Origin of the sequence: Brevundimonas sp. DC300-4 (genome assembly GCF_049897365.1) — a bacterium.
GTDB lineage: Bacteria > Pseudomonadota > Alphaproteobacteria > Caulobacterales > Caulobacteraceae > Brevundimonas.
Map to the genome: position 1 here is coordinate 206,751 of NZ_JAFCWC010000002.1, position 13,326 is coordinate 220,076.

Genomic DNA, 13,326 nt, shown 5'->3' on the forward strand with positions numbered 1-13,326 from the left:
GACCGGCGGGGGCGCACCATTTTTACGCCCGCGAGTTTCCCGAAACTTTTTTTGGAGGCCAGCCATGCGGCGAGGGCCTAAGCCGGCTCCGGCCGCGATCAGGGAAGCCAAGGGCAACCCGGGCAAGCGCAGGCTGGCCGTCGACACGGCGGCGACGCTGGCGGCGACGTCCGGCGTCGCGGCGCCCGAGTGGCTGAAGGGCGAAGGTCTGAAGGTCTGGAAGCGGCTCGCGCCTAACGTCGCGCGCCTGAAGCTGTTGACGCCAGTCGATGCCGAGAGCTTCGCCCGGTATTGCCGCAACCTGGCGCGCTGGCTGAAGATGCAGGCCGTCCTGGACAAGGAGGGTGAGACCTATGAGAGCGAGAGCGCGCACGGCAAACTGAAGCGGGCGCACCCCGCCTTCCTGATCGGCGACCGGCTGGCCCGGCTGCTGGAGTCGCAGGAAGCGGTGTTCGGGCTGAACCCGGCCGAGCGCCAGCGGATCTTCGCGTCCAGGACGATGACGCCTGATCCGGCGGGTGACCTGTTCGGCGTACGGCGTGAGGCCGATGCGCCGGGCGCCGTTGCCGCCCCTGCAGCCCCCGCCAGCCCGGTCGGGCTGTTGAACTGATGACGCCGGAGCAGCCGAGGGCGGTCGGTGCGACGGCGAACTGGAACCCGGTCGCGACGCGCTGGGAGGCCGGGCCGAACTGGTATGATCAGCGCGCGGCCGATGCGGCCGTGGCGTTCTTTCACACCCACCTGAGATTCACCGAAGGGGAATGGGCCGGTCGGCCGTTCATCCTGGAAGCCTGGCAGGAACACGACATCATCCGTCCGCTGTTCGGCTGGAAGCGGGCGGATGGGACGCGGCGGTATCGTCGGGCCTTCGTCTGGGTCCCGCGCAAGAACGGCAAGACGGAACTGGCCGCCGGGGTGTCGCTGCTGTGCCTGCTGGGCGACGGCGAACTGGGCGGTCAGGTCTATTCGATCGCGAAGGACAAGGATCAGGCCCGGCTGGTGTTCGCCAAGGCGGGCGCGATGGTCAACCTGTCGCCGACGCTGTCGGACCTGTTGCAGACCTTCAAGCCCTCGATCTACTGCGCCGAGCTGAACGCCAGCTTCAAGCCGCTATCAGGAAACGCCTCGGGCAAACACGGTTTGTCGATGTCGGGTCTGATCGGCGACGAGATCCACGAATGGGCCTCGGGCGACCTCTACACCTTCGTCCACCAGTCGTCGGTAGCCCGCCGCCAGCCGCTCGAGTTCCTGATCTCCACGGCCGGCCAGCGGATGGGGTTCGGATGGGAACAGTTCGAATACTGCCTCAAGGTGCAGGACGGCGTCGTCGAGGACGATGAGACCCTTGTGGTCATCTATGCCGCGCCAAAGGACTCGGACTGGACGGCGGAGGAGACCTGGCGCGCCGCCAATCCGAACTACGGGGTCAGCGTCAAGGCCGACTATCTGAGGGCGGAATGCCAACGGGCGCAGGAGTCGCCCCGGCACGAGAACGATTTCAAACGCTATCACCTGAACATCTGGACCGAACAGGCGGTCCGCTGGCTGCCGATGGATCGGTGGCGCACCTTGGCCGGGCCGGTCCACTGGTCGGAAATGGCAGAAGCCAACCGGGGCCGCCGCTGTTTCGGCGCCGTCGACCTGGCCGCCACGACCGATCTGGCGGCCCAACTGCTGGTGTTTCCGCCGGATGACGAGGTCAAGGTTTGGCGCTTCGTCCCGCGCTTCTACGTCCCCGCCGCCGCCATCGCGAACCGGGTTCGCCGCGACCGCGTCCCCTATGACAAATGGGCCCGCGAGGGCGCCCTGATCGCAACCGAAGGCAACGTCGTCGATTACGATTTCATCAAGGCCCAGATACTGGCCGACGCCGAGTTCTTTCGGATCGAGCGCTTCGGCTTCGACCCGTTCAACGCCACGCAGGTGATGATCCAACTGACCGGCGAGGGCCTGCCGACCGAGAAGGTCCGGCAAGGGTTCCTGACCCTGTCCAGCCCGTCGAAGGATCTGGAGCGGTTGCTGCTGAGCGACATGTTCGAACACGGCGGCCATCCCATCCTGGAGTGGTGCGCCGGCAACGTCGCGATCGAGACCGACGCCGCCGGCAACATCAAGCCGTCGAAGTCGAAGTCGACCGAGAAAATCGACGGCATCGCTGCCCTGGTCTCGGCCCTGGCGCTGGCGGGGTCGGAAGAAGCGGGCGCGGGTCCGTCCGTATATCAGTCCCGTGGTCTCCTGATCCTCTGAGGGAGGTCGAATGGCTTTCTGGTCGAAACTGTTCACACGGTCCGCGCCAGCGCCACGCAACGCCGTGTCGCACATGGACGGTGGCATCGTCATCAACACCTCGGCCGAACTGGAGGAGGCGCTGCGCACCGGGTCGGTTTCGGCCTCTGGCGCGCGCGTCACTCCGGACAGCGCGATGCGGGTCGCAGCGGTCTATGCCTGCATCCGTATCCGGTCGGGCGTGCCGGCGAACATGCCCCTGCACATCAAGCGCAGGGTCGATGACAGGACGCGCGAGGACGCTTCCGATCACCCCCTGTGGACCCTGATGCGCCGCCGCCCGAACCGCTGGCAGACGCCTTCCCAGTTCCGTCGAATGATGCAGGCGCACCTGCTGCTGCGCGGCAACGCCTATGCGATGAAGGTGGTCTCGCGGGGCGCGGTTCGCGAACTGATCCCGCTTTACCCGGACCGGGTCGAATGCGTCAGGCCGACGATCTGTCGCTGGGCTACACCTACACCCGGAAGGATGGCCGCCGGGTCATCCTGCGGCAGGACGAGATGTTCCATCTGGTCGGGCTGACGCTGGACGGAGTCCATGGCGTGTCGGCGATCACCTATGCCCGCGAGACCATCGGCCTGTCGTTGGCGATGGAAGGTCACGGGGCTTCGACCTTCCGCAACGGCGCGCGCGTCAGTGCGGCGCTCTCGCACCAGGGGAAGCTGGGACCGGACGGTCAGGCGCTCCTTCGCGCCAGCCTCGAGGCCTTCCGATCCGGCGGCGAAGAGGAGGGCAAGGCCCTGATCCTCGAAGAGGGGATGACCTACACGCCGATGGCCATGACGGCCGAGGACGCGCAGTGGATCGAAAGCCGGAAGTTCTCGCGCTCTGACATCGCCATGTTCTTCGGCGTCCCGCCGCACATGATCGGCGACACCGAGAAATCGACGAGCTGGGGCACCGGCATCGACGCTCAGACGCAGGGGTTCGTCACCTTCACCTCGGAAGACGACCTGACGACCTGGGAGGAGACGATCAACCGGGATCTGATCCTGGAGGACGAAGGCGATCTCTATGCCAGGTTCAACCGGGCGTCGCTAGTTAAGGGCGACATCAAGACCCGCTGGGAAGCCCACGTGAAGGCCCTTCAGTGGGGCGTCTCCAGCCCGAACGAAATCCGCGCGCTCGAGGACCTGAACCCTCGCGACGGCGGCGACATCTTTTATCCGCCGCCGAACACGGCCGGCGCGAACAGCCAAACAGGGGGTCGTGATGAGCCTGCGCAAACTGCCTGAGGTGAAAGCCTTCCAGAAGCCGGCCAACTTCCAGTGGGACGCCCCGTCGGACGTCCTGGCAAAGTGGGCCGATACCCCGCAGGCGGCGGAGGCCGACGACCCCAACACTGTCTCGATCTATGACGTGATCGGCGAGGACTGGTGGACCGGCGGCGGCTTCACGGCCAAGCGCATGGGGGCGGCCCTGCGCCAGATTGGCACCAGCCCCGTGACGGTCAAGATCAACTCGCCCGGCGGCGACATGTTCGAGGGGATCGCGATCTACAACCTTCTGCGGGATCACCCCGCCAAGGTGACGGTCGAGGTGATGGGCTGGGCCGCCTCGGCCGCGTCGATCATCGCCATGGCCGGCGACGACATCCGCATGGGCCTGGGCACCTTCATGATGGTTCACAACGCCTGGGGCGTCGTGGTCGGCAACCGCCACGACATGCGCGGCGGCGCGGACCTGTTCGACGGCTTCGACAGCGCCATCGCCGACATCTACCAAGCCCGCACCGGCATGGACCGCAAGGCCATCGTGAAGCTGATGGATGCGGAGACCTTCATGGGTCCGTCCGAGGCCGTGAAGAATGGCTTCGCCGACTCCATCGACGAAGGCCGCAGCGCCCCGACAGAGGCGTCTGCGGCGAGCCATCCCGACCGGGCCGTCATGGCCCGGCGAAAGGTCGAGGCGGCGCTGGCGAAATCCGGCCTGTCTCGCGGCGACCGTTCCGACGTCCTCGCCGAACTGACCGCGACCCCGCGTGATGCAAGTCGCCCTACCCCGGCCGAGCGCGATGCAGGCCAACTCGCTGCCGCTGCCAAGCGGTTCACCGACCTGCTGAAGGCCTAAGGAGGGCCATCCCATGACCAAACAATCCATCCGCCGCACTCGCGGTGTCGTGGCCGCGCGCGCCGATGCTCGCCCTGCCGCCGAAATCCTGACCGACCTGTCGCAGACCTTCGAGACTTTCAAGGCTGAACAGAACGAGAAGCTGGCCGAGCTGAAGAAGGGCCAGGACGATGTCGTGAAGACCGAGAAGGTCGACAGGATCAACGCCGAGATCACGAAGCTGCAGAAGGCGCTCGACGATGTGAACGCCGCCCAGGCCGCGATGAGGATCGGAGGGGGCGGCTCGACCGCCGACCCGGCTGTCGCGGCCCATGCGACCGCGTTCGATCGCTTCTTCCGCAAGGGCGACACCGCCGCCAACATCCGCGAGCTGGAGGTCAACGCCAAGCTGACGACCCAGTCCGATCCAGACGGCGGCTACCTGGTCCCGGAAGAGGTCGAGACCGGCATCGACCGCGTCCTCGGCACGGTCTCGACGATGCGGTCCCTGTCGCGCGTGATCAACATCTCCAGCGGCTCCTACAAGAAGCTGGTCAACATGGGCGGCGCCGGTTCGGGCTGGGTCGGCGAAGAGCAGGCCCGCCCTGAAACGGGTTCGCCGACGCTGCGCGAGATCGTCATCAACGCCAAGGAATTGTACGCCAATCCGGCGGCGACCCAGACCCTTTGGACGACGCCCGGGTGGACATCGCGGCCTGGCTGGCGGACGAAGTCTCGATCGAGTTCGCCGAGCAGGAAGGCGAGGCCTTCATCAGCGGCGACGGCGTCCTGCAACCGCGCGGCCTGCTGTCCTACACCAATGCCGCCAACGCCTCTTATGCCTGGGGCGGTCTCGGCTTCGTGGTCACGGGCAAGGCCGCCGACTTCGCCGACACATCGGCGACCGTCAGCAAGGCCGACGCCCTGGTCGATCTCTACTATGCCCTGAAGGCTCCCTATCGGAACAACGCCTCGTTCCTGATGTCGGACCCAACCATGGCGACCGTGCGCAAGTTCAAGGACGCGGACGGAAACTTCCTGTGGGCTCCGCCGACGGCGGCGGCTGAGGTCGCGACCGTTCTCGGCAAGCCGGTCTATACCGACGACAACATGCCGGCCGTGGCCGCCAATGCCCTGGTCGCCGCCTTCGGCGACTTCAAGCGCGGCTATACGATCGTGGATCGCTTCGGCATCCGCGTCCTGCGCGATCCCTACACCAACAAGCCTTTCGTCCACTTCTACACCACGAAGCGTGTCGGCGGCGGGGTCACCAACTTCGAGGCGATCAAGCTGCTGAAGGTCGCGGCCTGATCCGGGCCTGACGGCCTGATCCGACGGCGGGTGACCCAGCGTCGCCCGCCGGACTGCCCCTTCTGAAATCCCAAACATCGAAAGGCAGGTCCATGAAAGACCTTCACTCCAACATCTCGCCCGTCGTCTCCCTTATCCCGGCGGCCATCGCTGCAACCGCCAACGGCGCCGCAATCGATCTGCAGGGCTTCGACTCGGCAGAGTTCATCGTCAACACCGGCGCCATCGCCGCGGCCGGCGACTATACCGTCAAGGTGCAGCACTCCTCCACGACCACGTCGGGCGACTTCACCGACTGCGCGGCGGCTGACCTGCTGGGCGCGCTGCCGGCCAGCCTTGCGGCCGATACGGTCTATCGGGTCGGCTACAAGGGCGGGAAACGCTACGTTCGCCACGCCATCACGAAAAACAGCGGCACCTCGATCATCGCCGGCATCGTGTGCCTCAAGGGGCACCCGACGAACGGCCCGGTCGCCTGAGCCGATGGCGCGATCGTTCGCCTATAGTCCCGTGCGGACGGTCGCGCCGACCTCGGCCCCGGTCAGCCTGACCGAGGCCAAGACACACCTGCGGGTCGACCATGGCGACGAAGATACCCTGATACAGGCATTCATCGACGCGGCGACGGCGCATCTGGACGGCTGGAGCGGGGTTCTGGGGCGCGCCCTGGTGACCCAGACCTGGTCACAGGTGTTCGACCGGTTCGAGCCCCGGCTGCGCCTGCCGATGCCGGCGGCGACCGTGACCGGCGTGACCTGTGTCGATCCTGACGGCCTGACCTTGACGCTCGATGATGAGGACTATGTCCTGCGGACCGACGCCCTGGGGTCGTTCGTCGAGACGGTTCACGGGGTCAACTGGCCCGCGACGCGGGACCAGACCGGGACCGTGTCCGTGACCTTCACCTGCGGCGAACCGGGTTCGTCTGTTCCGGCCCCGATCACGGCGGCGATCCTGCTGATGGTCGGGGATCTGTATGCGAGCCGCGAGGGGGTGGTGACCGGCACGATCGTCGCCGAAAACCCGACCGTGGCGGCGCTGATCGCGCCGTACCGGCGCGTAGGGGTCTGAAGCCATGCGCGCAGGATCACTGGACCGACGCATCATGCTGGAGCGGTCCACCACGACGAAGGACGACTTCAACACCGATGTCGAAACCTGGACCCTGCTCGCTACCGTCTGGGCCGCCTATGAGCCGATCCGTGACGGCGAGAAGTTCCGCGCCGGCGAGACGGCGGCAGGGCTGAGCGGTCGCTTCACCATCCGGTATTCGAGCCAGGTCGCCGACCTGAACCCGAAGGATCGTCTCATCTTCAAGGGCGTGACCTACGCCATCCTCAACGTCAAAGAGGCCGAGGGCCGGAAGGTCGCTCTGGAAATCACCTGTACGGCGCGTGGCGATGGCGGCGCGTAGCTGGACGGTGAAGATCGAAGGCCTCCGAGAGGTCAACGACGCGCTGGGCCAGCTGCCGAAGGCCACGGGCCGGAACGTGATGCGGCGGGTCGCTGTGAGGCGGCTGCAGCCCATTGCCGACGACATGAAGGCCCACGCGCCCATTCATCTCTCCGAGCTCCGCGAAAGCATCACGGTCACGACGAAGAAGCCGAAGAGCCGACGCAAGGTCTCTGAAGTCGAAGCCTACGCCGGCCCCGGCCGTCAGCCGCAGGCTCACCTGCAAGAGTTCGGGACCAGCCAACACGGCCCGCAGCCCTTCGCCCGTCCCGCATGGGATCGCGGAAAGCATGATCTGCCGAGCGGTCTCGCCGCCGACTTCTGGGACGAGATCAAGAAGGCCGCCGACCGGCTCGCGCGAAAGACGGCCCGTCTGGCCGCGAAGGGGTAGCGGATGCAGACGATTCCATACGCCCTGGCCGGCGAGGTTCCCTCGCCGTTTCCATACGGCTGCATCCGGGTCGTCGACCTGGACACCGGTTGCGAAGTTCTGGACGTCGTCGAGTGCAGCGCCTCCGAAGGCTGGCTGATGTCCTGCCGGCGCACGGCCGACAACGGGTTTTACATCGATCCGGCCGAGCCAGATCAGGTGGCGATCTTTCTCCACAAAGGTCGTTACGAGATCAGGGTGTCGGACTGATGGAAGAAGCCCTCGTCGCCTACCTGCTGGGTCAGGCCGGCATCACCGCACTGGTCTCCGACCGCATCACCTGGGGACGTCGCGCACAAGGCGGCACCCTCCCCGCCATCGTCCTCCATCGGATCGACGGCAACCGCGACTATCACCTTGGCGGGGCCTCCGGTCTGGTCGCTAGCCGCGTCCAGGTCGACTGCTGGGCCGCCACCTTCGCCGATGCCAAGCGCGCCGCCCGCGCCGTCGAGGCCTCGGTCTCCGGCACGCACTTCGTTCAGGACCCTATCCGCTTCGACGCCATCCTCGTCGTCGACGAACGCGACGACAGCGACGACCTAAACGGCACGCCTCTTTTCCGGACCAGCCTCGATCTGGCGGTCCATCACGCCTCGGCAATATAGGAGAACCCGCCATGGCAGTTTCACAAGCCACGATCGGCCTCGGCACGATCTTCCGTTACCGCACGTCCGCCCTGGCCGTGACGCCCAAGGTCTTCGCGATCCTCGGTGAGGCGGTTTCGATCCAGCCCCCGCAGCCGACCCGCGAGACGGCGGACGTGACCCACCTTGCGTCGCCGAACGGCACGCGCGAGTTCATTGGCACGCTACGCACCGGCGGCGAGGCCTCGGTGACGCTCAACCACACCGACGCGGCCTATGAGATCGCGTCCGGCCTGTTCCTTGAGGACGAGTTGCAGGAGTTCGAGATCGAATATCCCGACGGCGGCGTGGAGTCGTTCGGCGGCATCGTCACCGGCAAGCCGTCCGACGCTATCGAGGTCGACAGCGTCCGTCGTTTCACCCTCCCCATTCAGGTCTCCGGCCTGCCCACCTATACGCCGGCCGCCTAACCGTGGCCGTCGTGAAGGGAGAAGTCGGGTTTCAGGTCGAGGGGGAGCCTTACAAGCTGGTCCTCGACTTCAATGCCCTGTGCGACCTTGAAGACGAGATGCCGGGCCTCATGGACGGCACCATCGAAATAAAGTCGCCGAAGGCCATCAGGGCCGTGTTTGCCGCCGGTCTGGCCAAGCACCACCCGGGCCTGTCGCTGACCGACGCGGGCAATCTGATCCAGGGCGTCGGGATCGAGAAGGCTGGAGGATACGTCGCCGAGGCGTTCGCTGCATCGTTCGGGGGCGGCGACAAGACCTCGTCCCCTCAGTAGGCGCGGCCGAGCCCTGGAGCTGGGACCGCGCAATAGGGCTGTGGGTAGAGGCGGGTTTTGATCCGGATCGCTTCTGGGCTCAGACCCCGCGCCTCTACCGCGTCGCGATGGAAGCCAAGAGCCGGGCTGCCGAAAGCCAGCATCGTCGCGACGCCTGGCTGGCGCACACGACCGCAAGTCTGGTCGCCTTCGCCCACCACAGTCCGAAGAAGATGCCGACGCTGGACAGCCTGACGGCCAACAAGCCGGTCCCGATGATCCAGACCCCGGAACAGATGAGAGCCGCGTTCGCCAGTTGGCGGCGCGCGGGCGAGAAGATGGGAGGCCCCCGTGGCAACAGCTGAAGTCGGCGCCCTTCGCGTCACTCTGGGTCTCGACAGCGGGGCCTTCGCCGACGGCATGAAGGCCGCACAGAAGCGCCTCAACGACATGGGCCGGTCGATGCAGCGCGTCGGCCAGACCATGGCGGTCGTCGGCGCCGGGATGACGGCGGCGATCACTGCGCCGCTCATTGCCGCCGGCTTCGCCGCGTCCAAGGCGGCCACCGAGGCAGCCGACGCCATGGGCCAGGTCGAGGCCGCGTTGACGTCCATGGGCGGCGCATCCGGCCGAACCAAGGAGCAGCTGGCCGGTCTCGCCAGCGGCCTCATGCGGCAGTCCCTCTATGACGACGACGACATTCTGCGGAAGGTCACGGCGAACCTCTTGACCTTCGGCAATGTGGCAGGGGAACAGTTCGACCGCGCCCAGCAAGCCGCCGTTGATCTGGCCACCCGCATGGGCACCGACCTCCAGAGCGCCACGCTCATGGTCGGAAGGGCCCTCAACGCGCCCGTGAAGGGTCTCGCTGCCCTCGGACGGGCGGGCATCCAGTTTACCGAAGCCCAGAAGGCCACGATCAAGTCTATGGTTGCTGCAGGGAATGTCGCCGGGGCCCAATCCATCATGCTGGCCGAGCTGGAGCGCCAGTTCGGCGGCGCCGCTGCGGCTGCCCAGAATACAGACCCCTACGACAAGATCCGCGACAGCCTGAACGACCTGTCGGAGTCGATGGGCGCGATCATCAACAACCGCCTGAAGCCCCTTCTCGACGGCGTCGCCGCGCTGGCTGATCGGTTCAACGGCCTGTCGCCCGCAGCCAAGATGTTCGCGGTCGCCGCGCTTGCCGTTGCCGCTGCCCTCGGCCCCGCCCTTGTCGTGGTCGGCGCGGTCGTTGGCGCGCTCGGCACCCTCGCGACGGCATTTGCCGCCGGTGGCGTTCTGGCTGGCCTGGCGGGGTTCGCCGCCGCCGCCATCCCCTTCGTGGCCGCCGGCGCCGCCATTGCCGCTGCGATCTATCTGTTCCGCGACGACCTCGCCCCGGTCTTCGCCGAGTTCCGAGCCGCGGCTGAAGCTGCGCTCGGCCCGGCGCTCCAGAAAATCATGGCCGCCGCCAAGGAAGCGTTCGCCGCTCTCGGCCCCGCCATCAAGGCCGTCGTTGACGTCGTCGGGCCGATCCTCGCCGGGCTCGCCAAGCTGCTTCTGATCGCGTTCGGCCCGATCATCCTTCGCGCCTTGCAAGTCCTGGCCGCTGGTGTCGGCAACGCATTCTCGATCATTGCCGCTGCCCTACGGATCATCACCGCGCTCTTTAAAGGCGACTGGACGGAAGCGTGGAACGCGGCCGGATCACTCGTCATGACGATGGTGCGCGGCATCGGAAACATCATCGAAGCCGTCTTCCCCGGCATCGGCCGCGTTGTCGGCCGCATGGTCGAGGAGGTGAAAGGCTGGCTCGGCCGCAAGCTGGTCGAGGTCTTCGACAACGTCATCCGCAAGGTGCGTCTCGTCAGCGACGCCTTCTTCCAGATGTACGACGCCGTCGTCGGTCACTCCTACGTCCCTGACATGGTCGAAGGCGTCGCCGAATGGATGGCGAAGCTGGACGCGGGCATGGTCACGCCTGCCGCGCGCGCCACCGATGCGGTCAAGAGCACCTTCGAGGCCCTGCGAGACGATGTCGCACGGATCATGGAGGGCCTGCTGACGGACTCCGAGCGAGCCGCCCGAGACCTTGCGAATACCGTGGCGACGATCAACCGAGCTGTTGCCGACCCTCAACAAGGTATCTCGCGACGCCTCGGCGATCAGCTCATTGCAGGAGCGGCGGGCGAGAACCTGACCAACACGCCGACCATTCGCATCGGGGAGGCATTGGGTCACGACAACCTCGACATCTCCAAGGCCCTGAAGGATGGCCTGCAGAAGTCGCAAGACGCTTTCGACGATACCGCCCGCCGGTTCGGCGACCAGTTCGCCTACGACATGGAGCGCGCGCTGAGTGGGGACATTCGCGGCGCCTTCCTCGACATGCTGTCGGACGTGCTCCGGTCGAGCCTGGCCAGCGTTGGCGAAGCTTTGTTCAAGGGGTTGAAGGGCGGCGGATTTAGCTGGTCCAGCATCGTCTCCGCCATCCCCAACGTCTTCAGCATGGGCACCCCGTCAGGCGCGCCGGCGCTGGCCGCAGGATCGAAGGCGATGGGTTCAGCGGCCTTGGGATCACCCGCTGTCAGCCTGTCAGAAATCGGCAAAGGCGCTGGGAGCGGCAACACCTACAACTTCAGTGGAAACCTGATGACGCCGGAGTTCTGGAACGAGATCCAGCAGCGCGACAACGACACCTACGGCCGCGCCATGACGGGCGCGCCGAAGCTGACGATGAGCCAGACGGCCCAGCAGCAGCAGCACACTGTCGGTCGAAAGGTTCGCTGATGGCCGGTCTGGTCCTGCCCACCACGCCGCGTCCGTCGGCGATGACGCCCTATCCGATCAGCGCGCGGGGCGAGATGCGGCCGGCGTCACGCGGGCCCGTCACGCGCGTCCTCCGCCCCGGCACGCGCTGGGCGTGGGACTGCCAGATGCCGCCCATGACCTATGCCGACAGCCTGGCGTGGGACGACCTGCTGTCCGAGCACGAGACGGTCGTGATGGAGATTCTGCAGCCCGGCCTCGATACAGGCGAACCGGGTTCGCCCCAGATCAACGGCTCGGGTCAGGCCGGGATGTCCCTGTCACTGAAGGGCCTGACGGTCGGCTATCTGATCCGCAAGGGTCAGTGGCTGTCGTTCCAGGTCTCCGGCCAGTGGTACGCCTACAAGGCCCGGTCCGCCGTGACCGTCGATGGTAGCGGCAACGTCACCGTCCCGCTGCGCACCATGCTCCGCCGCTCACCCGCGAACAGCGCCGTGGTCGCGATCCAGCAGCCCAAGGCCGAGGGCTATGCAACCGTCGACCAAAGCAGCCTTGAGATCGCCGCCGATCGGCTGGTCCGGCTCAAGTTCCTGCTCGAGGAACGTGACTGATGGACTCCGCCTCCATTGCCGCGCGCTCGCTGCCGGCCGTCTGGCTGGTCCAGTTGATCCGATGGGAGGCCAACGGCTTCACCGCCCTGTGGAGCACGGGCGGGTTCCTGATCTGGGCCGGCGAAGTCTATCTGGACCGCCATGCCGATTACGGCGTCCTCGGCGATCTGCCGACATTCGAGGACGGGATCGACAACCAGAACTCACGCTGCAACCTCTCGATCTTCCCGGCATCCGAAGCCGCCCTGGCCGAAGTCGCGGACCGAAAGCATCAGCGGTCAAAGGTCTCGATCTGGGATGCGTCGGTGGCCCCTGAGACCGGCCTGTTGATCGGCGAGCCCGACCTGCTTTTCCGGGGCCAGGTCGACTTCCCGCGGATCATCAACGGCGAGAGCTGGGAGGTCATCCTGGAGTGCGCGACCGAGGAGGCCCTGTTGAACGAACCGAACCAGCAGCGCCGTCTCTCGCACTCCCACCACTCCTACGTCTGGCCTGGCGAGCTGGGCCTGATCCACGTCACCGGCCTGAAGCGCAAGATCTACTGGCGTCGGGCCCAGCCCAGCGGGGTGACCTCCGGCGGAGGCTTCACCGGCGGCGGCGGCGAAGTCACGCAGGCTTACTGATGGACAACCGCATCGTCGAAAATCGCCTGCGCGTGCGGGCGGCCGAAGCCTGCCGGGCGCGGTTCCAGGGCAAGGTCTACAAGCCCGGCGTTCACGACTGCCCGCGTCTGGCCATTCATGCCCTGCGCGGCGTCCGCGTCCCGGTTCCCTTCGCCAAGGGGCTGCGCTGGAAGAACGAGGCCGATGGGCTGCGCATCCTGAAGGCGCTTGGGTTCGCAGACTTGATCACCGCCGTCGATAGCCTGGGTCTGCCGCGCATCGCCCCCGCCATGGCGCGGCCCGCCGATCTGATCGCGCTGGAGACCGACCACAAGGTGGGGGCGCTGGCCGTGTCGATGGGCAACGGCGAGGCCTTGGCCTTCACCGGCCTGACGGACACCTGCGAGGTGCTGACCAGCATCACCGGGTTTGCCCGTGACGACATCGGACCTATCGCCTGGAGGGTCATCTGATGGGAAAGGCCC

At 66.6% G+C, this 13,326-nt stretch carries 18 protein-coding genes and 1 pseudogene; all 19 read left to right on the forward strand.

Going from position 1 to position 13,326, the window contains the following annotated elements; all coding sequences use genetic code 11:
- The first annotated feature begins 64 nt into the window (after positions 1-64).
- The 19 genes and pseudogenes from ACP7AZ_RS04520 to ACP7AZ_RS04610 all read left to right on the forward strand — a co-directional run bounded on the left by ACP7AZ_RS04520 (position 65) and on the right by ACP7AZ_RS04610 (position 13,314).
- The gene (locus ACP7AZ_RS04520) at positions 65-610 is read left to right on the forward strand and encodes a phage terminase small subunit P27 family (RefSeq protein WP_426036483.1); all 546 of its coding nucleotides are present in this window, start codon (positions 65-67) and stop codon (positions 608-610) included.
- Positions 610-2,247 carry a terminase large subunit gene (locus ACP7AZ_RS04525; RefSeq protein ID WP_426036485.1) on the forward strand — a complete coding sequence of 546 codons (1,638 nt, stop codon included), beginning with the start codon at positions 610-612 and terminating at the stop codon, positions 2,245-2,247. Before ACP7AZ_RS04520 ends, ACP7AZ_RS04525 begins: the two co-directional genes overlap by 1 nt.
- Before the next feature lie 10 nt (positions 2,248-2,257).
- Positions 2,258-2,809, forward strand: coding sequence for a phage portal protein (locus ACP7AZ_RS04530; protein ID WP_426036487.1), 552 nt, complete (start codon positions 2,258-2,260; stop codon positions 2,807-2,809).
- The gene (locus ACP7AZ_RS04535) at positions 2,707-3,522 is read left to right on the forward strand and encodes a phage portal protein (protein ID WP_426036489.1); all 816 of its coding nucleotides are present in this window, start codon (positions 2,707-2,709) and stop codon (positions 3,520-3,522) included. The genes ACP7AZ_RS04530 and ACP7AZ_RS04535 overlap by 103 nt, the downstream gene beginning before the upstream one ends.
- Complete coding sequence (locus ACP7AZ_RS04540; RefSeq protein ID WP_426036491.1) at positions 3,500-4,357, forward strand: head maturation protease, ClpP-related; 858 nt, start codon at positions 3,500-3,502, stop codon at positions 4,355-4,357. Before ACP7AZ_RS04535 ends, ACP7AZ_RS04540 begins: the two co-directional genes overlap by 23 nt.
- A gap of 13 nt (positions 4,358-4,370) precedes the next feature.
- Positions 4,371-5,647, forward strand: a pseudogene (locus ACP7AZ_RS04545) (phage major capsid protein).
- A gap of 92 nt (positions 5,648-5,739) precedes the next feature.
- Complete coding sequence (locus tag ACP7AZ_RS04550) at positions 5,740-6,126, forward strand: hypothetical protein (RefSeq protein WP_426036493.1); 387 nt, start codon at positions 5,740-5,742, stop codon at positions 6,124-6,126.
- Positions 6,127-6,130: 4 nt separating this feature from the next.
- A complete protein-coding gene (locus ACP7AZ_RS04555) occupies positions 6,131-6,718 on the forward strand; it encodes a head-tail connector protein (RefSeq protein ID WP_426036495.1) in 588 nt (195 codons plus the stop codon).
- 4 nt (positions 6,719-6,722) lie between these two features.
- Positions 6,723-7,061 carry a phage head closure protein gene (locus ACP7AZ_RS04560; protein WP_426036497.1) on the forward strand — a complete coding sequence of 113 codons (339 nt, stop codon included), beginning with the start codon at positions 6,723-6,725 and terminating at the stop codon, positions 7,059-7,061.
- A 7-nt stretch (positions 7,062-7,068) separates the two neighbouring features.
- On the forward strand, positions 7,069-7,491 hold the full coding sequence (locus ACP7AZ_RS04565; protein ID WP_426036499.1) for an HK97-gp10 family putative phage morphogenesis protein: 423 nt from the start codon (positions 7,069-7,071) through the stop codon (positions 7,489-7,491).
- A gap of 3 nt (positions 7,492-7,494) precedes the next feature.
- Positions 7,495-7,740 carry a hypothetical protein gene (locus tag ACP7AZ_RS04570; protein WP_426036501.1) on the forward strand — a complete coding sequence of 82 codons (246 nt, stop codon included), beginning with the start codon at positions 7,495-7,497 and terminating at the stop codon, positions 7,738-7,740.
- On the forward strand, positions 7,740-8,135 hold the full coding sequence (gp17, locus tag ACP7AZ_RS04575) for a tail completion protein gp17 (protein ID WP_426036503.1): 396 nt from the start codon (positions 7,740-7,742) through the stop codon (positions 8,133-8,135). The genes ACP7AZ_RS04570 and gp17 overlap by 1 nt, the downstream gene beginning before the upstream one ends.
- Before the next feature lie 11 nt (positions 8,136-8,146).
- A complete protein-coding gene (locus ACP7AZ_RS04580) occupies positions 8,147-8,584 on the forward strand; it encodes a phage tail tube protein (protein WP_426036505.1) in 438 nt (145 codons plus the stop codon).
- A 2-nt stretch (positions 8,585-8,586) separates the two neighbouring features.
- Positions 8,587-8,898: a hypothetical protein gene (locus tag ACP7AZ_RS04585; protein ID WP_426036507.1), complete on the forward strand. Its 312-nt coding sequence runs from the start codon at positions 8,587-8,589 to the stop codon at positions 8,896-8,898.
- Positions 8,899-9,005: 107 nt separating this feature from the next.
- On the forward strand, positions 9,006-9,242 hold the full coding sequence (locus ACP7AZ_RS04590) for a hypothetical protein (protein WP_426036509.1): 237 nt from the start codon (positions 9,006-9,008) through the stop codon (positions 9,240-9,242).
- A complete protein-coding gene (locus ACP7AZ_RS04595) occupies positions 9,229-11,649 on the forward strand; it encodes a phage tail length tape measure family protein (RefSeq protein ID WP_426036511.1) in 2,421 nt (806 codons plus the stop codon). Before ACP7AZ_RS04590 ends, ACP7AZ_RS04595 begins: the two co-directional genes overlap by 14 nt.
- A complete protein-coding gene (locus ACP7AZ_RS04600; protein ID WP_426036513.1) occupies positions 11,649-12,239 on the forward strand; it encodes a hypothetical protein in 591 nt (196 codons plus the stop codon). Before ACP7AZ_RS04595 ends, ACP7AZ_RS04600 begins: the two co-directional genes overlap by 1 nt.
- Positions 12,239-12,862, forward strand: a complete 624-nt coding sequence (locus ACP7AZ_RS04605) for a hypothetical protein (RefSeq protein ID WP_426036515.1) — start codon at positions 12,239-12,241, stop codon at positions 12,860-12,862. The genes ACP7AZ_RS04600 and ACP7AZ_RS04605 overlap by 1 nt, the downstream gene beginning before the upstream one ends.
- The gene (locus tag ACP7AZ_RS04610) at positions 12,862-13,314 is read left to right on the forward strand and encodes a DUF6950 family protein (protein ID WP_426036517.1); all 453 of its coding nucleotides are present in this window, start codon (positions 12,862-12,864) and stop codon (positions 13,312-13,314) included. The genes ACP7AZ_RS04605 and ACP7AZ_RS04610 overlap by 1 nt, the downstream gene beginning before the upstream one ends.
- Positions 13,315-13,326 lie beyond the last annotated feature (12 nt).

Bases quoted from the DNA above. Each gene is read 5' to 3' on its own strand.
- ACP7AZ_RS04520 (WP_426036483.1), top strand. From the start codon at position 65: ATGCGGCGAGGGCCTAAGCCGGCTCCGGCCGCGATCAGGGAAGCCAAG.
- ACP7AZ_RS04525 (WP_426036485.1), top strand. From the start codon at position 610: ATGACGCCGGAGCAGCCGAGGGCGGTCGGTGCGACGGCGAACTGGAAC.
- ACP7AZ_RS04530 (WP_426036487.1), top strand. From the start codon at position 2,258: ATGGCTTTCTGGTCGAAACTGTTCACACGGTCCGCGCCAGCGCCACGC.
- ACP7AZ_RS04535 (WP_426036489.1), top strand. From the start codon at position 2,707: ATGCGTCAGGCCGACGATCTGTCGCTGGGCTACACCTACACCCGGAAG.
- ACP7AZ_RS04540 (WP_426036491.1), top strand. From the start codon at position 3,500: ATGAGCCTGCGCAAACTGCCTGAGGTGAAAGCCTTCCAGAAGCCGGCC.
- ACP7AZ_RS04550 (WP_426036493.1), top strand. From the start codon at position 5,740: ATGAAAGACCTTCACTCCAACATCTCGCCCGTCGTCTCCCTTATCCCG.
- ACP7AZ_RS04555 (WP_426036495.1), top strand. From the start codon at position 6,131: ATGGCGCGATCGTTCGCCTATAGTCCCGTGCGGACGGTCGCGCCGACC.
- ACP7AZ_RS04560 (WP_426036497.1), top strand. From the start codon at position 6,723: ATGCGCGCAGGATCACTGGACCGACGCATCATGCTGGAGCGGTCCACC.
- ACP7AZ_RS04570 (WP_426036501.1), top strand. From the start codon at position 7,495: ATGCAGACGATTCCATACGCCCTGGCCGGCGAGGTTCCCTCGCCGTTT.
- gp17 (WP_426036503.1), top strand. From the start codon at position 7,740: ATGGAAGAAGCCCTCGTCGCCTACCTGCTGGGTCAGGCCGGCATCACC.
- ACP7AZ_RS04580 (WP_426036505.1), top strand. From the start codon at position 8,147: ATGGCAGTTTCACAAGCCACGATCGGCCTCGGCACGATCTTCCGTTAC.
- ACP7AZ_RS04590 (WP_426036509.1), top strand. From the start codon at position 9,006: ATGGAAGCCAAGAGCCGGGCTGCCGAAAGCCAGCATCGTCGCGACGCC.
- ACP7AZ_RS04600 (WP_426036513.1), top strand. From the start codon at position 11,649: ATGGCCGGTCTGGTCCTGCCCACCACGCCGCGTCCGTCGGCGATGACG.
- ACP7AZ_RS04605 (WP_426036515.1), top strand. From the start codon at position 12,239: ATGGACTCCGCCTCCATTGCCGCGCGCTCGCTGCCGGCCGTCTGGCTG.
- ACP7AZ_RS04610 (WP_426036517.1), top strand. From the start codon at position 12,862: ATGGACAACCGCATCGTCGAAAATCGCCTGCGCGTGCGGGCGGCCGAA.